This window comes from Priestia sp. ABM2_011, from assembly GCF_056158845.1.
Window position 1 is genome coordinate 438418 of record NZ_JBSWUB010000001.1, and the last position, 20314, is coordinate 458731.

The 20314-nt window shown below is 38.5% G+C and carries 18 protein-coding genes; 13 read left to right on the forward strand and 5 right to left on the reverse strand.

What is annotated here, in order from left to right:
- The first annotated feature begins 39 nt into the window (after positions 1-39).
- A complete protein-coding gene (cudC, locus tag ACXAE4_RS02355; protein WP_475235380.1) occupies positions 40-594 on the forward strand; it encodes a choline uptake/conversion transcriptional regulator CudC in 555 nt (184 codons plus the stop codon).
- 42 nt (positions 595-636) lie between these two features.
- Here cudC and ACXAE4_RS02360 read toward each other — a convergent pair whose 3' ends face one another.
- Together ACXAE4_RS02360 and betB are read right to left on the reverse strand one after the other, a co-directional pair.
- Positions 637-1839, reverse strand: coding sequence for an iron-containing alcohol dehydrogenase (locus tag ACXAE4_RS02360; RefSeq protein WP_016765895.1), 1203 nt, complete (start codon positions 1837-1839; stop codon positions 637-639).
- A 21-nt stretch (positions 1840-1860) separates the two neighbouring features.
- Positions 1861-3351, reverse strand: coding sequence for a betaine-aldehyde dehydrogenase (betB, locus tag ACXAE4_RS02365; protein WP_475235382.1), 1491 nt, complete (start codon positions 3349-3351; stop codon positions 1861-1863).
- A 630-nt stretch (positions 3352-3981) separates the two neighbouring features.
- Between betB and ACXAE4_RS02370 the strand changes: the two genes are divergently transcribed.
- Positions 3982-5694, forward strand: coding sequence for a high affinity choline transporter 1 (locus ACXAE4_RS02370; protein WP_475235384.1), 1713 nt, complete (start codon positions 3982-3984; stop codon positions 5692-5694).
- A 39-nt stretch (positions 5695-5733) separates the two neighbouring features.
- On the opposite strand, the gene ACXAE4_RS02375 is transcribed toward ACXAE4_RS02370, so the two are convergent.
- On the reverse strand, positions 5734-7131 hold the full coding sequence (locus ACXAE4_RS02375) for an amino acid permease (RefSeq protein ID WP_028412020.1): 1398 nt from the start codon (positions 7129-7131) through the stop codon (positions 5734-5736).
- Positions 7132-7456: 325 nt separating this feature from the next.
- Here ACXAE4_RS02375 and ACXAE4_RS02380 point away from each other — a divergent pair, with 325 nt between their 5' ends.
- From ACXAE4_RS02380 to hpf, 5 genes are all read left to right on the forward strand, one after another.
- Positions 7457-8143 (forward strand): YpmS family protein, encoded by a 687-nt coding sequence (locus ACXAE4_RS02380; protein WP_224980629.1) that lies wholly within the window; start codon positions 7457-7459, stop codon positions 8141-8143.
- Between the two features lie 202 nt (positions 8144-8345).
- Positions 8346-10151 (forward strand): flagellar filament capping protein FliD, encoded by a 1806-nt coding sequence (gene fliD, locus ACXAE4_RS02385; RefSeq protein WP_028412022.1) that lies wholly within the window; start codon positions 8346-8348, stop codon positions 10149-10151.
- A gap of 16 nt (positions 10152-10167) precedes the next feature.
- On the forward strand, positions 10168-10569 hold the full coding sequence (gene fliS / locus ACXAE4_RS02390) for a flagellar export chaperone FliS (protein WP_028412023.1): 402 nt from the start codon (positions 10168-10170) through the stop codon (positions 10567-10569).
- Positions 10570-10571: 2 nt separating this feature from the next.
- Entirely contained in the window at positions 10572-10910 is a 339-nt protein-coding gene (gene fliT / locus ACXAE4_RS02395) for a flagellar protein FliT (RefSeq protein ID WP_028412024.1), read from the forward strand.
- Positions 10911-11098: 188 nt separating this feature from the next.
- Positions 11099-11650 carry a ribosome hibernation-promoting factor, HPF/YfiA family gene (gene hpf / locus ACXAE4_RS02400; protein ID WP_013059750.1) on the forward strand — a complete coding sequence of 184 codons (552 nt, stop codon included), beginning with the start codon at positions 11099-11101 and terminating at the stop codon, positions 11648-11650.
- A gap of 73 nt (positions 11651-11723) precedes the next feature.
- Here the strand turns inward: hpf and ACXAE4_RS02405 are convergent, their stop codons facing one another.
- Positions 11724-12128, reverse strand: coding sequence for a GNAT family N-acetyltransferase (locus ACXAE4_RS02405; RefSeq protein WP_028412025.1), 405 nt, complete (start codon positions 12126-12128; stop codon positions 11724-11726).
- 226 nt (positions 12129-12354) lie between these two features.
- Here ACXAE4_RS02405 and secA point away from each other — a divergent pair, with 226 nt between their 5' ends.
- The 6 genes from secA (at position 12355) to cccB (ending at position 19568) form a co-directional block, all read left to right on the forward strand.
- Complete coding sequence (gene secA, locus ACXAE4_RS02410) at positions 12355-14871, forward strand: preprotein translocase subunit SecA (protein WP_013059748.1); 2517 nt, start codon at positions 12355-12357, stop codon at positions 14869-14871.
- Positions 14872-14970: 99 nt separating this feature from the next.
- A protein-coding gene (prfB, locus tag ACXAE4_RS02415) for a peptide chain release factor 2 (RefSeq protein WP_114896991.1) occupies positions 14971-16069 on the forward strand; the annotation gives its coding sequence in 2 pieces (ribosomal slippage) (positions 14971-15033 and positions 15035-16069; 1098 coding nt in all).
- Positions 16070-16374: 305 nt separating this feature from the next.
- The gene (locus ACXAE4_RS02420) at positions 16375-18108 is read left to right on the forward strand and encodes an alkaline phosphatase D family protein (RefSeq protein WP_372456118.1); all 1734 of its coding nucleotides are present in this window, start codon (positions 16375-16377) and stop codon (positions 18106-18108) included.
- Between the two features lie 26 nt (positions 18109-18134).
- On the forward strand, positions 18135-18353 hold the full coding sequence (locus ACXAE4_RS02425; protein WP_028412028.1) for a twin-arginine translocase TatA/TatE family subunit: 219 nt from the start codon (positions 18135-18137) through the stop codon (positions 18351-18353).
- A 59-nt stretch (positions 18354-18412) separates the two neighbouring features.
- The gene (tatC, locus tag ACXAE4_RS02430; protein WP_289578572.1) at positions 18413-19129 is read left to right on the forward strand and encodes a twin-arginine translocase subunit TatC; all 717 of its coding nucleotides are present in this window, start codon (positions 18413-18415) and stop codon (positions 19127-19129) included.
- A gap of 124 nt (positions 19130-19253) precedes the next feature.
- On the forward strand, positions 19254-19568 hold the full coding sequence (gene cccB, locus ACXAE4_RS02435; RefSeq protein ID WP_013059743.1) for a cytochrome c551: 315 nt from the start codon (positions 19254-19256) through the stop codon (positions 19566-19568).
- A gap of 25 nt (positions 19569-19593) precedes the next feature.
- Here cccB and ACXAE4_RS02440 read toward each other — a convergent pair whose 3' ends face one another.
- Entirely contained in the window at positions 19594-20130 is a 537-nt protein-coding gene (locus ACXAE4_RS02440) for a flavodoxin family protein (protein WP_028412030.1), read from the reverse strand.
- Positions 20131-20314: the final 184 nt, after the last annotated feature.

A 20314-nucleotide genomic window follows, 5' to 3' on the forward strand; every position in this document is an offset into this window, starting at 1 on the left:
TATAATTCAAATAAATTTAACAAAAGAGGAGAAGAGTAAATGAGTGATGTTCAAGAGTATCATGATTTATTAAAAGAAGCCGAAGATGTGGTTGTCAGTGCTTTAGCTGATACGATGGATTTATATGGTGTTACACCTTCAGTAGGAAGGCTGTATGGCATGCTTTATTTTATGGATGAACCTGTTACATTAGATCAAATGAGTGAAGAATTGGGTATGAGTAAACCAACGATGAGTACATCTATTCGTTCACTTCAAAATATTGACATGGTCCACAAAGTGTGGAAAAAAGGTGTTCGAAAAGACTTATATGAAGCAGAAAAAGATTTTTCTAAGTCCTTTTTTTCATTTTTCTGTAAGAAGTGGCAAAGAGAAATTTCAGTTAATTTAGAGGCAATCGAAGAAGCGGAAAACAAGCTGCAGATTCTTTTAAATGATGAAGATGTACCTGAGGATATTGCAGTAAAAGCAAAGCGTAATTTAGCGCAGATTATAGAGTCCAAACATTATTATCATTTCTTGAAAAAAGTAGTGAAAGTTTTTGACGACCGAAGAATCATCGATATTTTAAATGAAGAATTAGCGAAAGAGTAACATAAAAAAGGCTGTTGAAAAATCAACAGCCTTTTATCATTTTTATACGGTTAATGGTGTAGCTTCAAAACAGCGGTTATAAATCCATTCGTAACTTTTTACAGTTAAATCACGAGGATTCCCAACTGTTTGAGGATCATTAAATGCTTCTTGCGCTAAGCGAGAAACCGCTTCTTTTGGAACACCTTGTTCTTCTAAAGAAGGGATTTGTACATCTTTAACTAATTGATATACTTCACGAACAGCTGCTTGAGCTGCTTCTTCAAGTGTTAGTTCATGTGTATTAACCCCTAGAGCTTGAGCTATGCGCGCAAATTTCTCAGGCTCACCCATCCAGTTATACTCCATTACAGGACCTAGCATTGCTGCTACGCAAGGGCCATGGGCAATTGGATAAATGCCTCCTAATGTTTGAGCCATCGCGTGAGCTGCTCCTGCAGATTCACTTCCATATGAAAGGCCAGCAAGCATAGCTGCATGCGCCATTCCATAGCGTGCTTCGATATCCTGTCCATTTGCAACTGCACGTCGTAAGTATTTTCCAACGTACTCAATAGCCAATAAAGCAACAGAGTCTGTCATTGGTTGCGCAAAGTGGCATGTATAACACTCAATTGCATGAGCTAATGCGTCAATTCCTGTACCGGCCGTAATATGTGAAGGCATAGATACGTGCAGTTCTGGATCAATAATTGTTAAGTGAGCAGCAATTAAAGGTCCACCTGTATTAAACTTAAACTCACGAACAGGATCCGTAATGACGGCCCATTGTGTGACTTCGCTTCCTGTACCCGCAGTTGTAGGGATTGTTGTTAAAGGAGGGATACGTTTTGTTAAAGGTTTTTTTCCTTCAGCTGCTTCATAATCTAAGACGGGAGCATTATGAGCTACTTCTACACCAATAGCTTTTGCCGTATCCATTGAACTTCCGCCTCCAACAGCTACTAGTCCGTTGCATCCATTTTCCTTGTACATTTTTGTGCCGTCTGCTACTACGTGAATAGAAGGGTTGGCTTCTACTTGGTCAAATAGAATAACGTCTACGTCCGCTTCTTTTAAACTAGCGATTACGGGATCTGCTAAACCTACTTTTTTTACACCAGGATCTGTTACTAATAAAACTTTAGACACACCTAGGTTTTTTACTTCCTCTCCAGTATGTTTTACAGCACCAATTCCATGTTTTACAACCGTTGGCATCTCAAAACTTTTTAAACGTTCCATTCTTTCAAATCGCATAAACATCTTTAAATTCCCCCTTAATTTTTATTGAAACCAGCGCATTGGCTGTGGATTTGTATTGGTATAAATATGTTTAATTTCCGTATACTCTTCTAGACCGATATGGCTAAGCTCTCTTCCAATCCCAGATTGCTTATAACCTCCCCAAGGAGCCTGCGGGAAGTAGGGATGATAATCGTTAATCCAAGTTGTTCCCATACGGAGTGCTTTCACTACACGTTCAGCTCGGTTCATATCACTTGTCCAAACAGCTCCAGCTAATCCATAGATCGTATCGTTAGCAAGTGCGACTCCTTCTTCTTCAGTACTGAAGCGCTCAATTGTCATAATCGGACCAAATGACTCTTCTTGGACAACTTTCATGTCTCCATGACAGTTTGTAAAAATAGTTGGTTCGATAAATAAGCCTTTTTGTAAAGAATCCTGAGTTGGACGCTTGCCTCCTAAAACAAGAGAAGCACCTTCTTGTTTCCCTAGCTCAATATAATGTTCCACTTTAGCTAGATGTTCTTTTGAGATAACGGGTCCCATTTGAGTGGCTTCGTCCATGCCGTCCCCTAGCTTAATTTTTTTGGCTTGTTCAATAACTGCTGAAACAAATTTATCGTGAATATCATCTTGAACGAGTAATCTCGCACCAGCTGAACAAACTTGACCAGCATGAAAGAAGACCGCATTTAATGCATAGTCAACCGCAGTGTCAAAGTCAGCGTCAGCAAAGACGATATTCGGATTTTTCCCTCCGAGTTCAAGAGCAATTTTTTTAAAGTTGCCTGCGGCAGCCTGCATGACTTTACGTCCAGATACTCCGCCACCTGTAAAGGAAACTAAATCTACTAAGTGACTCTCTGCCATTTCTTGTCCAACGGTCGCACCTGGACCGAGTACAATGTTAATGACGCCTGCTGGAAAGCCAACTCTTTCAAAAATTTTCATCATATGAATAGTTGTTAAAGGGGTGATTTCGCTTGGTTTAATAACAATTGTGTTCCCAGCAGCAAGTGCGGGAGCCAATTTCCAAGAGGCTTGCAATAACGGGTAATTCCAAGGAGTAATTTGGCTGCACACGCCTACAGGCTCACGGACAACGCGGCTAACAGAATCAGGATTAGGTGACTCAATCATCTGTCCGCCATCTTTATCTGCTAATCCAGCATAGTATTGAAAGACATCAGCAATTCCATCCATGTCTGCTAGGCTTTCAACGAGGGTTTTTCCGGTATTTAAGGTTTCAAGCTTTGCTAGTTCCTCGCGATCATTGCGAATTTCTTCCGCTACTTTAAATAACAAAGAACCTCTTTCGGCCGCTGTAAATTTAGACCATTCACCTGCATCAAAAGCTTTTCTAGCTGATTCAATGGCTTCTATGGCATCAGCACGATTTCCTTCTGTAACGACAGCGATAACCTCTTGATTAAAGGGGTTTACAATTTCTCTTTTCTCGCCGCTGCGTGCTTCAACCCATTGGCCGTTTATGTGCATTTTCTCAAGCATAAGTGTTTGTTCCAATAGCATCGACCTCCAAATAATAGAATTTGTTAAATTTATATTTAACGTTCTTAACAATTTGAATTATAGCATCGGCCATTTAATTTAGTCAAATTCAAAAACTTTAAATGTTCTGAATTTAAATTGATTTTCTTCTCTATTAAGAGCTGATTATTCGGATATTAAGAAAAAATTTAACAAAAAGCAATTAAAAAATACTGATTGCTATGTCCCTTGATACAAAAGGTTTTTTTATGTATGAGCTATGAGAATATTATTCTTTTTTTATATGAAAACCCTTAAACTTTTTTGACAATATCCTAAACATTCAGATATATTAACCATAGTACGATATCTGCTTGCATACAAACCTTGAGAAACAAAGGATTTTGAATGTGGAAATTAAGAAAGGAGTTTAGAGAGAAGATGAAAATAATTATGAATTTTTAGCTGAATAATAAAATAAGTCAATTTAAATTATTTTAATATAATTATATAAACGTAATTTCTCCCCTTCGTATTGGTATTTATAATCCAACTATTTATAGTTTATTCTAAAAAAATCTATTTTTAGGTTTAATTGTATGCTGGTAGGAAAAAGGAATAGAGGACAGTTATGTCTTTAGATTTCTTTATCAATTTAAAGGATGTGAGACGATGCAAAATGCTAAAAAGCCATTTCGTTCAGACACACAACAAGCCAGGCCTGAAAAGTCGAATGAGACTTCTGACTTTTCAGGGAAATCAAACAGAAACAACCGTCTACTAACCCCCTTATGGACAACTATTATAGGATTTTTCATCTTTATGGTTGTCGCATTTATCTATTCTCTCTATAATCCAGATCTCTATTGGCCAGGCCTCATTTTAATGTTCATTATGTATGGTGTTATTTACTTTATTGGTGCTCGAGCTGCTGCAAGTAAAAAAGGAAAATCAGATGATATGCTTGTTGCGGGAAGATCTATGCCGCTATGGATTTCAATGTTCACAATGACCGCTACTTGGGTAGGTGGAGGGTATATTGCTGGAACGGCCGAAACTGTTTATTCCTCAGGACTGACTTGGACGCAAGCGCCATGGTGTTATTCAATCAGCTTAATTTTAGGCGGTATCTTTTTTGCTAGAAAGATGAGAAGGTTTGAGTTTATGACAATGCTCGATCCTCTAGAATCTCGTTTCGGTAAGAAAATGGCTACGGTTCTTTATTTTCCAGCTATATTAGGAGAGCTGTTTTGGAGCGCAGCTATCTTAACTGCTTTAGGAACAACATTCGGTGTGATTTTAGGCCTCAGTTTTTCAATTTCCATCATTCTTTCCGCACTTATTGCCATTGCATACACCGTGATTGGCGGCTTGTGGGCAGTAGCACATACCGATATCTTACAGCTTTCTATTATGTTTTTAGGATTATTTCTGGTGCTTCCTTTTGCATTTTCGAATACGGGAGGGGTGGGAGCCGTTTTTTCTACTTATTCAGAAGGTATGACTGGTTCTCTTCATTTATTTCCTCCATTAAAAGGCTGGGAAGATCCAAAATGGGGAAATACATATTGGCAATGGTGGGATAGCACATTTTTACTTATTTTTGGTGGTATTCCATGGCAGATTTATTTTCAGCGCGTGTTATCTGCTAAAAATGAAAAAGCAGCAATGTGGCTATCTATTACAGCCGGCATTTTTTGCGCTCTAGCGGCCTTGCCTCCAACTTTAATAGGAATGATTGGTTACAGTGCGGACTGGTCTTCATTTGGAGCGTCAAGCCCTGAGAGCGCGTCTATGATTTTAACATACGTATTTAAATATCTAACGCCTGATTTAGTAGGAGCGATTGCGCTTGGAGGACTAGCTGCTGCCGTCATGGCTGCAGTAGCGGCTTCGTTACTTTCAGCTTCGGGAATGGCAGCTTGGAACGTGTATCGTCCGATTGTAAAACCAAATGCGACACAGACGCAGTTAGATAAAGTTATTAAACGTTCTATCATTATCATTGGAACTGGAGCAACTTTAATTGCTTTAAACTCTGAGAGTGTCTACTCCTTATGGTATTTATCAGGGGACCTAGTGTATTGTATTCTTTTTCCACAATTGGTTTGCGCTTTGTTCTTTAAAGGAGCAAACTGGTACGGATATTTGGCTGGATTCATTGTGTCTCTTGTTCTTCGAATCGGTGGAGGGGAACCGCTGCTTCATTTAAAAGCGCTGCTTCCGTATCCGATGATAGAAGACGGGGTGGTCATGTTTCCATTTCGTACATTTGCGATGGTAGGCGGGTTGTTAACTATTTTTATTGTTTCTTACGCAACGCGACGTATTTGCCCTCCTCAGCCGCTTCGAAACCTTCATCGTGACATATCGGTTGAGAAATAATCAAAAACAAAATAAAAAAAGCCGCAGATGCGGCTTTTTTTATTTTGCAATATTTTCTGACTCGGAAAATTGATCGTCAGGTCGCTTGTTATTTGTTTTTTTGATGAATGAGTATGAAAGAAGAACAACAGCGGTTAATCCAAGAGTTAAGAAAAACTGTGAGCGCATCGAATCAATAAATGCCATTGATAAGAAGATCACGGTAATAACAGCAATTGTTACGTATGTTAAATACGGGAACAACCACATTTTCATTCCTTTAATTGGCTGGTTGGCTTGAATCATTTTCTTACGCAGGCGTAAATGCGAAATAGCGATAGCTAAGTACACAATAAGAGCAATGGCTCCTGATGCATTAACTAAGAATAAAAAGAGTTTATCCGGCGAAACGAAGCTAAAGATAGCACATACATATGCGGCAGCTGTGCTAATCCATACAGCTCTTGCCGGCACGCCTGATTTGCTTACCTTTGCTAAAGCACGAGGAGCTTGTCCTTTTTGAGCTAATGATAAAATCATTCGCGAGTTCGTATATAAAGCAGAGTTTAAGCAAGACAAAACGGATACTAATACGACTAAATTCATAATTTGTGCAGCTGCTGGAATGTTGACCATTTCTAACATTGTTACGTACGGACTTTTTAGTAAATCAGCTGAGTTCCAAGGTAAAAGAGTTACTAAAATAGCAACTGAACCAATATAGAAAATTAAAATTCGCCATACGACACTGCGAATAGCAGTTGTAATAGCTTTTGCTGGATTTTCTGATTCACTAGCTGCAATAGCCGCAATTTCAGCTCCAAAATAAGAGAAAATAACGGTAATAACTCCTAAAAAGATAGAGTTCGTACCTTTTGGCATAAAGCCTCCGTGCCCCGTTAAATTAGCTAAACCAGGTGAAGATGTACCTGGGATTAATCCGAAAATAATAGCTAAACCGATTCCCATAAAAGCAACGATTGCCACAATTTTAATCATTGCAAACCAATATTCAAATTCTCCAAATGATTTGACAGAGAATAAGTTTGTTAAGGTTAATGCAAAGGTTAAGATTAAGCTTAAAAGCCAAATTGGTACGGAAGGGAGCCATTCATGAACAATTGCTCCTCCTGCAGTGGCTTCGATTGCAATTACAATTAGCCAGAAAAACCAGTAAAGCCATCCAACAGCATAACCTGCCCACGGGCCAATTCCTTGCTGAGCATATGTCGCGAATGAACCTTTATCTGGATTTACCATAGCCATTTCACCGAGCATACGCATTAATAGAACGACTAACAGTCCGGCTGCTGCATATGAAACTACTGCTGCTGGGCCTGTTGCGTTAATAACGGATCCGCTTCCTACAAACAAGCCGGCCCCGATAATACCTGCAATGGAAATCATGGAAACGTGACGTTGCTTTAACTTTCCGTGTGATTCTGTTTTGTTTCCCATCGTATTCACTCCTTTAAAATTATCGAAAGACTATTAGAAAATAAAGTAAATTCTGAAAATATAAATAGAAATTCCTCCCCTTACCTTTATAATAAGCAAGAAGTGTGCCAATTATCAAATTCCTATAAAAATCGACTTTAAGTTACTAAAATCGACGCATTTTAAGTCGAACAAGACTCGTTTTATTCACTATAGACTTATTCGCCATTTGGGATGTCGAGTATATACGTACATTTTATACAAGTTTTCGACATACATCTTATTTATCTTGTATGATAAAAGATAAATCGGTATTATGTTCCAAGAAGAATGTTTGAAAGGGTGCGTGTGTTTGAGAAAATTTATAGCTGTTATTTTTCTATTTATTATCCTTTTATTTGGGTTGTATTTTTTCGTTAGTCCAGTTAGAAATGTTGAAAAGCTTGATCAGACTGCTTCATTATCTTCACTAGCACAAGAAAAGTCCGCTCGTGCGACGTCGCTAGAACTGAACGGAGGCTCCCCTATTTTAGGCTACCGATTGAGCGAGAGCGATGTTAACGATTATTTGCGCAGCTACCTTTATGAAAATGATGAAACGGTTGAGGGAGCAGAAGCGGAGTTGCTTCCGGAACATATAAAATTTTATATTAATAAACATGTAGTATCTTTTATGGAATCACAGTTTGTAGTTGATGTAACACCAAATGCCGAGAATGGAAAGCTTGTTTTGAAGGTGAATAGTGTGCATTTAGGAAGAATGCCGATTCCGAGGTCTCTTGTATGGGATCGCTTAAATATTAACGAGTCTTCTGATGTCACGGTCGATAAAGAAATGAATGAAATTACTCTGCTCAATAATTTGCCAGATTCCATTTCGTTTGAGCAAGCAGATACAACGGATGAATATATAAATTTATCTGCCTCTGTAACCATTGATTCGTTACGAGATATTATAAATCTAGCACCATACCTTATTCCTAAGGATATTCAAAGGAATTTATCCCAGAAACTGAACTTGTTTGGCCAATAATAAAAAGCTCACTTATTGTAAAAAAATAAGTGAGCTTTTTCTATCTTGCACCCTTTGACCTATGAAAAAAATGTTCGTTTTACCGATACAAAATAGAGAAGTGGTGAACCTATGAACGAATAGGGAGATTCGAAAAAATATACTTATATTTTATGGCTAGCAGTTGATGGATAGATGAATAAAAAAACGGTGGTGATGGTAAGTGGTAAGAGTAAGTGGATTAGCAAGTGGGATGGATATTGATCAAATCGTCAGTGATTTAATGAAGGCTGAACGAATGCCTATTGATAAGATGAAAAAACAAAAGCAAACGTTAGAGTGGCAGCGCGACGATTATCGCTCTATGAATTTGCTGTTATCAGACTTTAATAATCTTGCTTTTAATATGACCTTGCAGTCTTCTTATTCGTCCAAAACGGTATCTTCAGCAGATGAAACAAAAGTAAAAGCAGCAGCTACTTCCTCAGCAGGAAATGCGTCTTATACCCTTTCAAACGTGACAATGGCGACTGCTGCTCAGACTATTAGCACCAGTATTGATTCTAGTATGGATCCGACGAAAAGCTTGTGGTCTCAACGCGGGTCGATGGATTCAAGTGTTTGGACTGAGAAAACAGTGGAACAAGCCGCCATAACATTAAGTGCGGATACTAGTACAGTGAAATTAGCTAAAGGTGCTGTTTCTGCTGTAAATCAGAACACAGGCACTTTAAACTCTATATCCGTTACCACGGATGGTACAAGTAAAGCGTATACCGTAAGAATAGGAACAGCGGCGGGAACTATAAATTCTAATGAAGTATTTATTAACGAAGACACAGGTGAAATGACGTTTGGTACCACATTAACAAGCGGCAGTACAATTGAAGCGTTCTCGTATCAGCAAAATGTGCTGAACTTTTCTATGACAACTTATGATAGTACAGGCAAAGCAACAGGAAATATTCAAGATGGGGGAAGTACGCCATTTGAATTTGATGGTTCCACCTCATTAAACACCCTTCTCACACAAATCAGTAATTCAAAAGTAGGCATTTCAGCTTTTTTTGATGAAGGAACGAATAAAGTTGTCATGACTCGTAAAGATACGGGGAATTTATCTTCTGTTGACAGTCCAGATGGATCCAATATGGTTTTTTCAGGAGCATTTTTGACAACGGGGTTTCTACAGCTTGCCGGTAATGCGAAAGGAACAGACGCAAAATTTACGCTAAACGGTCTAGAAACAACTCGTAAGTCTAATACATTTACAACGGGAGGCGTTACCTATACCCTTCAAAATAATTTCACAGGAGATGTGCGCGTTAACGTAAGCAATGATACGCAAAAAGTATTTGATACAATCAAAGATTTTGTGACTAAATATAATGAGCTGATTGAGAAAATTAATGGAAAGATTACCGAAGAAAGAGACCGAAACTATCAGCCTTTGACGGATCAAGAAAGAGAAAAGCTAACGGACAAACAAGCTGAGCAGTGGGACGATAAAGCAAAAAGCGGTTTGTTAAAAGGAGACACAATTTTATCAAGCGGGCTGAATCAAATGCGTTCTAACTGGTATGCCTCTGTATCAGGAGTGAGCGGAGCATTTTCACAGCTAACGGACATCGGTATTTCAACTAGCGCAAACTATAGTGATCGAGGCAAGCTAGTGATTGAAGGTGACGGGACTAAATTAAAAGAAGCAATTGAAAAAGACCCGCAGTCTGTTATGGATTTATTTATGAAAAGTGGAAGTACAACAAGTGAAAAAGGGATTGTACGACGTTTACGAGATACGATTACTCAAACCGTATCCAAAGTTGAGCAGCGCGCTGGCCGTTCAACATGGACAAGTGAACAATTTTTGCTTGGGCGGAATTTAAAAAGCGTAAACAGCCAAATTACTAGTTTTGAAAGCAGGCTCACACAAGTAGAGGACCGGTATTATCGTCAGTTTACAGCAATGGAGAAAGCCATTCAAAATGCAAATGCTCAAAGCGCGCAGTTATCGCAATATTTTAGTTAAGAAGGAGTGAACGTTTATGGCAGCAAATAATCCATATCAAGCGTATCAGCAGGGAGCTGTTCAGACTGCCTCTCCAGGAGAGTTAACGCTTATGCTGTATAACGGGTGTTTGAAATTTATCAAACTTGCACGAACAGGCATACAGGAAAAAAATATTGAGCTAAAAAATACGAATTTGTTAAAAGCACAAAATATTATTCAAGAATTAATGATTACCCTTGATACAAACGTGCAAGTTGCTAAGTCTATGATGACTATGTATGACTATATCAACCAGTGTTTAATTGAAGCGAACACAAAAAATGACATAGAGAGCTTGGATGAAGCCGAACAATATGTAACAGAGTTCCGCGATACGTGGAAGCAAGTTGTGCAGCTTCACCGCCAGCAAGTCCATGGAAGCGGCGGCCAAGCATAAATATGATAAACGAACTGTATCAGATAACTGACGAGATTTACCGACTTACTCAAATATTTTCTGACAAAAATCGAGAAGAGGACATTCAGAAATTAGAGTATCTTCTATTAAAAAGACGTGACCTCATGGAGAAGCTGCCGCCAAAAAGTAGAGATCATGAATGGATGGGTAAGAAAATTGTCGAAATGAATAAGACGATTGATCAAAATCTGATCTTCATCCGGCATCGAATCATGGAAGATCTCCGTTTGCTAAAAGTGAAAAAAAAGCATAATAACAGCTATGTAAACCCTTACGAAATGAAATCGTTTGATGGGATGTTTTACGATAAAAAAAATTAATTTTGCGTAAAAAATACAACCCTTCTTCTTATGAAGAAGGTCTATTTTTTTGGTTTTTTCATAAACTTTTCTCAGGTTCCAAAAATTTTCACTAAATTTTCTAAAAATTTTAATAGTTTAGGAAGGGATTGTGTCGGGTATTGTAGAATTGTAGAGGTATAGCAATGGATTAAAGGAGGAGTTCGAACATGATGTATAACATTCGCGGTGAAAACATTGAGGTGACTCCAGCAATTAGGGAATACGTAGAGAAAAAGCTTGGTAAGTTAGAGCGTTATTTCGACGAGACACCAACTGCTGACGTAAATGTAAACTTAAAAGTCTACAATAACGATCAAAAAATAGAAGTCACAATCCCAATGAATGATCTCGTATTGAGAGCTGAAGAGACCCACAGTGATTTATACGCAGCTGTCGATCTTGTCCTAGATAAATTAGAGCGTCAAATTCGTAAACATAAAACAAAAGTGAATCGAAAAATGCGTGAAAAAGGTGCTGAGAAGTATCTATTTGCAGCATTAGAAAGTGAAGCGAACGTAGCTGTTGCAACTGAAGAGGATGAATTAGAGCTAGTTCGTACAAAACGATTTAATTTAAAACCAATGGATAGCGAAGAGGCTATTTTACAAATGAATATGTTAGGACATAGTTTCTTTGTATTTACAAATGCTGAGACAAACATTACAAACGTTGTGTACCGAAGAAAAGATGGCCGATATGGATTGATTGAACCAAACTAAAGGTTACAGTCTTTCTTAAATAAGAGCAGTAAAATAAAAGCAGCGTGCTTCCGCACGCTGCTTTTTTAGCTGTTTAAAAAAATAGTTCCATAACTACATAGCGTGTAGAAGATTTGGTGAATACACGCGTGGTTTCTTTCATTTTGAATGCCTGATAAAAAGATACTTTATTTTCTCGTGCGTTACACCAGACCCTTCGTATCCCAAGATTCTTGAGTTTGAACAAAACCTCTTTTAGCAAATGACTGCCGTACCCTTTTCCTTGTTCTTCTTTGAGCGTAGCAAATTTCCGGAATTGAGCTTCATCACCTGTTATAAATAAGGAAACAACTGATTTTAACTCTCCTTTTTCAAACAGTCCATAGTGCATGCCTGATGGATCCTCTTTCAGCTGAACATAACTGAAATCTTTATGAGGCCACATGACGATATGTCGGACTTCCCAAGCTTGTTCTTTCGTAATCGTTTGAACGTTCATTCTACATTCCCCTTTTTTATTGTAAGAGTGAGGCAGGGAAAATCACAATAGAAAATAACTCCTTAATAGAGTAGTACTAGTAAAGAGACAGACGAAAAAGGGTACAAGTTGCTACTTGTTTAGCTGCAATGTTACAATTTTACTCAGAATGTTTTATAATGAAAGATACAGATATGAATGAAAATAGTATAAAATGTACTGATTATAAATAGAGGAGCGTTTTAATATGCTTGGATTATTTAAAAAAGTGTTTGACGGCAATCAGCGCCAAATCGGCCGTTTAGAAAAAATGGCGGACCAAATTGATGCGTTAGGTCCTGAAATAGCGTCTTTAACGGACGATCAGCTTCGTGAAAAAACAGCTGAATTTCAACAACGCTACCAAAATGGTGAATCGCTCGATAACCTATTAGATGAAGCTTTTGCGGTTGTACGTGAAGCAGCGAAACGTGTGTTAGGCATGTATCCGTACAAAGTTCAGCTAATGGGGGGTATTTCTCTGCATGAAGGGAATATCTCGGAAATGAAAACGGGTGAAGGTAAAACGTTGACAGCTACTATGCCTGTATACTTAAACGCCATTACAGGCAAAGGTGTACATGTAGTAACAGTCAATGAATACTTAGCGAGCCGTGATGCTAGTGAAATGGGTCGTTTATATGAATTCCTAGGCTTGAAAGTAGGGTTAAACTTAAACCATTTAACGCGTGAAGAAAAACAAGAAGCATATGCAGCGGATATTACGTATAGTACAAATAATGAACTAGGATTTGACTATTTACGTGATAACATGGTGCTTTATAAAGAACAAATGGTTCAACGTCCGCTTCATTTTGCTGTAATCGATGAAGTTGACTCTATCTTAATTGATGAAGCACGTACGCCGCTTATTATATCCGGCAGCGCACAGAAATCGACTGCGCTTTATATTCAAGCTAATGCATTCGTTCGCACGCTTGATAAAGAAACCGATTTTACTTTTGATATCAAAACAAAAAGCGTTCAGCTAACCGAAGAAGGTATGTCAAAAGCCGAGCGCGCATTTGGCATTGAAAACTTATTTGATATTTCACACGTAGCGCTAAACCATCACATCAACCAAGCGCTTAAAGCACATGTAACGATGCAAAACGATGTGGATTATGTAATTGATGAAGATCAAGTCGTAATCGTTGACCAATTTACTGGTCGTTTGATGAAAGGAAGACGTTTTAGTGACGGCTTGCATCAAGCTATCGAAGCTAAAGAGAACGTTGAGATTCAAAATGAAAGCATGACGTTAGCTACAATTACATTCCAAAACTACTTCCGTATGTATGAAAAATTATCAGGTATGACGGGTACAGCTAAAACGGAAGAAGAAGAATTCCGTAATATCTACAACATGCACGTTGTCGTTATTCCGACAAACAAGCCAATTTCACGTGATGATAAAGCGGATTTAATTTACAAGTCAATGGAAGGCAAGTTTAATGCGGTAGTGGAAGATATTGCCGAGCGCCACGCAAAAGGACAGCCTGTTCTTGTTGGTACAGTTGCGATTGAAACATCTGAAGTTTTATCAGCATTATTAAAGAAAAAAGGCATTCGCCATCACGTTTTAAATGCAAAACAGCATGAGCGTGAAGCGGATATTATCGAGAATGCGGGTCACAAAGGTGCGGTAACAATCGCAACGAATATGGCCGGTCGTGGTACGGATATTAAACTAGGTGAAGGTGTCGTTGAAGCTGGAGGTCTTGCTGTAATTGGTACAGAGCGTCATGAATCACGCCGTATTGATAATCAGCTCCGCGGACGTGCTGGACGTCAAGGGGACCCAGGGGTGTCTCAATTCTATCTATCCATGGAAGATGAATTAATGCGCCGATTTGGTTCTGATAATATGATGGCGATGATGGATCGTCTTGGTATGGATGATTCACAGCCAATTCAAAGTAAAATTGTAACAAGAGCTGTTGAATCCGCTCAAAAACGCGTTGAAGGTAATAACTTTGATGCGCGTAAACAATTGCTTCAATATGATGATGTTCTTCGTCAGCAGCGTGAAGTTATTTACAAACAGCGCTTTGAAGTGCTTGATTCAGACAACTTACGTGCGATTGTAGAACGTATGATTGAATCAACGCTACAGCGTGTGGTTGAGGTAAATACACCGCGTGAAGAATTAGAAGAAGAATGGAATTTACAAGCGATTATTGATTACGTAAATGCTAATGTTCTTGAGGAAGGTGAAGTCACAGAAGAAGATCTTCGCCGTAAAGAGCCTGAAGAAATGGTAGAACTGCTGGTAGATCATGCAAAAGCTCGTTATAATGAAAAAGAAGAGCAGCTCCCTGAAGAACAAATGCGTGAATTCGAAAAAGTAGTTGTTCTTAGAGCAGTTGATTCTAAATGGATGGATCATATCGATACGATGGATCAGCTTCGCCAAGGTATCCACCTTCGTGCGTACGGCCAAACAGATCCTCTTCGCGAATACCAAATGGAAGGTTTTGCGATGTTTGAAAATATGATTGCAACCATTGAAGAAGAAGTGACGAAGTATATCATGAAAGCAGAAATTAACAACAACCTTGAGCGTCAAGAAGTAGCGCAAGGTCAGGCGGCTGTTCATCCAAAAGAAGGAGACGCGCCGGCTAAGAAGAAGCCAAAAGTAAATGCGATAGAAGTTGGCCGAAATGATCCTTGTATCTGTGGAAGTGGCAAAAAGTATAAAAACTGCTGCGGTAAAGAATCATAAAATAAGAGTCAATTAGTATAGAATGAACTAGTACAGGAAGGAAATGAGTCTTCTCATTTCCTTCCTGTGCGTCAAAAATAAAATAGAGGTGTTTAACTCATGGATTTAGTAGAAATTAAGCAAGAACTTGACAAAACAGCTAAGCGATTAGCGGACTTTAGGGGGTCTCTTTGACCTCGATACAAAACAAGCTCGTATCGATGAATTAGATGAGACTATGGCTGATCCAAATTTTTGGAATGACCAGCAGGCAGCTCAGACTGTTATTAATGAAGCCAATGGTTTAAAAGATGCAGTAAATCAATTTAACCACTTAGATGAAACATACGAAAATTTACAGATATCTCATGAACTTGTAAAAGAAGAATACGATGAAGATTTAGCAGAAGAACTAGTTAGTGAACTAAAAGAGCTTATTTCAGGCATGAACGACTTTGAATTACAGCTGCTTTTAAGCGAGCCGTATGATAAAAATAACGCCATTTTAGAATTGCACCCAGGTGCTGGTGGAACAGAATCACAGGATTGGGGTTCAATGTTACTACGTATGTATACGCGCTGGGCGGAGAAAAAAGGTTTCAAAGTAGAAACACTTGATTACTTACCTGGGGATGAAGCTGGTATTAAAAGTGTAACGCTTTTAATTAAAGGCCATAATGCGTACGGGTATTTAAAAGCTGAAAAAGGCGTTCATCGTCTCGTTCGTATTTCTCCGTTTGATTCATCAGGCCGTCGCCATACGTCATTCGTATCGTGCGACATAATGCCGGAATTTAACGATGAAATTTCAATTGATATTCGTACGGAAGATTTGAAGGTTGATACGTACCGTGCAAGCGGTGCCGGAGGTCAGCATATCAATACAACAGATTCAGCTGTTCGTATTACTCACCTCCCAACTAATGTAGTCGTATCTTGTCAGACGGAACGTTCACAAATTAAAAACCGTGAGCAAGCAATGAAGATGTTAAAATCTAAGTTGTATCAGTTAGAAATTGAGAAGCAGCAAGAACAGCTAGCTGAAATCCGCGGAGAACAAAAAGATATTGGATGGGGAAGTCAAATTCGTTCTTACGTATTCCATCCGTATTCGTTAGTAAAAGATCACCGCACAAATACGGAAGTCGGAAACACGCAAAGTGTAATGGATGGAGATCTAGATCCGTTTATTGATGCGTATTTACGTTCTCATATTTAATCAAAAGGCAGTATACCTCGGTATGCTGCCTTTTTTTAGTTGTTAGGACTTTGTAAAATTTGAATGAAGAAAAACGAGCGTAAAGAACTATTTGTAGATAGAAAATTAAGAAAATGCAGAAATTTAAAGGTTGCTGTCGTCCGTTCGCTTATTTTGTCAATGAAATAAAATGGTTTAAAATACCTATTTTATGGTAAATGCTTCTTTACAATCCTTTATACCTCTTTTACAAACAGCTTTTATAATTTGAGTTAAATCAAGAGGAAGGGGCATGTGCAGTGGCAAATAAATCGTTACACGAATTAATAGAGCAAGTAAAACAGAACAGTTTTTCTTCGAGTAAAGGGTTTGATAGAAGGCATTTTTTACAAGGAGCTGGAAAAGTAGCAGGAGTATCACTTGGCTTAACAATTGCTCAGTCTATCGGTTTAAATGCAGTAGAAGTTTCAGCGGCAGCGCCTAAATTTTCAAGTTATCCGTTCACTTTAGGCGTCGCATCGGGAGATCCTTTAGCAGATAGTATTGTTCTTTGGACAAGATTAGCACCAGACCCATTGAATGGCGGGGGAATGCCTAATCAACCCGTTCCAGTAAAATGGGAGCTTGCCGAAGATGAAGACTTTCATCGAATTGTCAAACGAGGAACAGAAATAGCTAGACCTGAACTTGCTCACTCTGTTCACGTTGATGTAAAAGGATTAAAGCCAGGCCGTATTTATTATTATCGATTTAAAAGCGGTCATGAGTTAAGCCCGGTTGGAAAAACAAAAACACTTCCTTCAGCAAATGCAGAAGTAGCCAGCATGACGTTTGCATTCGCTTCGTGTCAACAGTATGAACATGGTTACTTTACAGCTTATGAACATATGGTTAAAGAACAATTGGATTTTGTGGTTCATTTGGGCGATTACATCTATGAATATGGACCAAACGAGTATGTGGCTGCAAGCGGAAATGTTCGTACTCACAGCAGCGCAGAAATTCAAACGCTTCAAGACTATCGAAACAGGCATGCTCAGTACAGGTCAGATGCCAATTTGAAGTCTGCTCATGCTGCTTTTCCGTGGATTGTGACGTGGGATGATCATGAAGTAGAAAACAATTATGCAAATGTAATTCCTGAAAAAGGACAATCAGTAGAAGCATTTATTCAACGCCGCGCGGCAGCTTATCAAGCTTATTACGAACATATGCCTTTGCGTCAAACATCCTTGCCTCACGGAACGGATATGAGATTGTATCGTGACTTTTCATATGGGAAACTAGCTTCCTTTCAAGTGTTGGATACGCGTCAATACAGAGACGATCAAGCAAACGGAGACGGAACAAAGCCGCAAACGCCAGAATCTCTTGATCCTAAACGTACGCTATTAGGGATTGAACAAGAAAAATGGCTTTTTACTAATCTTGAAAAATCAGCGTGTCATTGGAACGTACTGGCTCAACAAATTTTCTTTGCTCCCAGAAAATTTGGAACGGCGGCTAAGCCTACATACAGCATGGATGCATGGGATGGGTATACGGCGAATCGTCAGCGTGTTATTGATTTTATTGAAAAGAAAAAGTTGGACAACGTCATTGTACTAACTGGAGATGTGCACGCTAACTGGGCTTCTAATTTACACACGGATTTTGCCAATCTTAATTCAAGAATTATTGGTGCAGAGTTCGTTGGCACCTCCATCACTTCCGGAGGGAACGGAGCAGATAAACGAGCTGATACGGATAAAATTTTAAGTCAAAATCCACATCTCACATTCTTTAATGATTACAGAGGATATGTAAGGTGTACGGTCACTCCTGATATATGGCAAGCTGATTATCGCGTTGTGCCTTTTGTAACAGAACCTGGTGCGGAAATTTCAACTCGAGCTTCCTTTCAATATAAAAAAGATGGAAAAGGTATGACAGAAGTTGAAGTAAATAACGTGCCGCGTGGGCTAAAGATTTCTAAGGAAGTAGAGGAAGATCGTATGCGGGCACACGGGAAAGCACATGAAAAACAAGAGTTGAAAAAGAAAGAAAAAGTACAGCAGTAAATTGAGTAAGGGAAAGGAGGTCAAGTATGCTTTCTAATATTGGAATTCCTGGTTTAGTTATTATTTTGGTCATTGCGTTAATTATTTTTGGGCCGTCTAAGCTGCCGGAAGTTGGACGGGCGTTTGGGCGAACATTAACTGAATTTAAAGGAGCAGCAAAAGGGCTCGTATCAGATGATGAAAGTGTTAAAGAAAAGCAGGCAGCAACCGTTTCTGAACAAAAAAGGAATGAATCGACATTGTAAGTAAGGAAATAGACGAGGAAACTCGTCTATTTCTACTTGTCAGAAAGGAGAAATAGACAATGGGAGAAATGAGCTTGATGGAGCACCTTGAAGAATTGCGTGTTCGTATTATTAAAACACTTTGTGCATTTGTAGTTTTACTTATTGTCAGTTTTGTATTTGTACAAGATATTTATCAGTGGCTAGTGAAAGATTTGGACGGTAAGCTTGCTGTACTTAGACCAAGTGAAATTGTATGGATTTATATGGTGATTGCATTTGTTTTTGCGCTTGCTTTTACACTTCCAGTAGCTGCTTATCAAGTATTTCGGTTTGTTTCACCGGGATTAAAAAAGGAAGAGCATAAGATTATGATTACCTTCATTCCATTCTTTTTTCTCTTATTTGTAAGTGGCTTGGGGTTTGGTTATTTTGTTTTATTTCCAATGGTTTTAGCATTTTTAACAGGTTTGTCGAATGATCAGTTTTCACTCATGTTTACGGCGGAGCATTATTTCCGTTTTATGCTTAATCTGTGTTTACCATTTGGTTTTTTATTTGAAATGCCTTTAGTTGTCTTATTTTTAACGCGTTTAGGGGTTCTAAATCCAGTGAGGTTAGCTAAAGCAAGGAAGTTATCTTATTTTGCTTTAATTGTGATATCTGTGCTTATTACTCCTCCTGATTTTATTTCGGATATTTTAGTCATTGTCCCGCTTCTGCTCTTATATGAGCTCAGTGTGACAATTTCACGCGTAGTATACAAAAAACGTTTAGGAAACGAATCAATTGCTTGACCTCATACATAAATACGATGAGAGAATTCATGAAATTGAAACAAAGTCCTTGTAAACAGAGTGTTTTAAACATTCTTGAGTAGGTTATAATAGAGTGAAAACTCTACAGCAAGGGGGAGAAGGCTTGAAAAAAGTATTATTAACGTTAACAATTGGCCTAGCGCTTGTTTTGTCCGCGTGCGGCGGAGGCAGTTCCAAAAATGAATCTGCCGGTGAATCTTCAGCGAGTGCAGAAGATATTGTGAAGAAAAACTGTACAGGCTGTCACGGTGTAGATTTAGGAGGAGCAAATGGGCCAAGCTTGCAGCATGTAGGCAGCAAGCACTCAGAAGCTGAAATTGAAAACATTATTAACAATGGTCAAGGCGGTATGCCAAAAGGACTGATTAATGAAGAAGATGCCAAAAAAGTTGCGGCTTGGCTGGCAAAGAAAAAATAAGACGGGTATCCGTCTTATTTTTGTGTTAAAGCTGCTTTAATTGTTCATTTAAGACAATAGCTTGCTGTTGAGCTTTGACATCTTTTGCTATGTCTCCAGGTGCATTGGCTTCTCCAATGATGTATCCGCTAAAGGAAGAACCAATAAAATCGACAATGTATTGAAATTGCATAATAAGAGGAAGGGCCTTTACAGATGCGCCTGTGCCCCCGACTACTAATACATAGACGCGCTTATTTTTCATTTGTTCTTTAAAGTTGATTGTCGAATCTCTAAGGCTTTCAGACCAACGATCCACAAAGTTCTTCATCAATCCGCTCATACCGTACCAGTAAAGAGGCGTAACAAATAAAATAGTATCGTGCGCTGCCATCTTTTTCGCTATATCATAATAATCATCTTGTTGATTGGTAAATCCATGTTCATCGTGACGCATATCAGTAATGGGGTTAATGGTATGCCTACGTAAGTAAACTTCTTCAGTATTGATATCTTTTAAGACTGCTTTAGCCAATTCTTCCGTATTTCCGTTTTCCCGTGAGCTTCCATAAATAGTGATCATGTTATCTCTCCTCATCGTTTTTCTTATTTATCATACCTTGTTTGTAAAAAAGTAGACATGAATGTGCTTTGTCTAACGATATTCGTAAAAAAATGAACAGCAAAAAACAACAGAATTAAAAATAAGGATAAATTCTCATACCCTGCTAAAAATATCCTACTTATGTCATATTTGAAATAAAAAT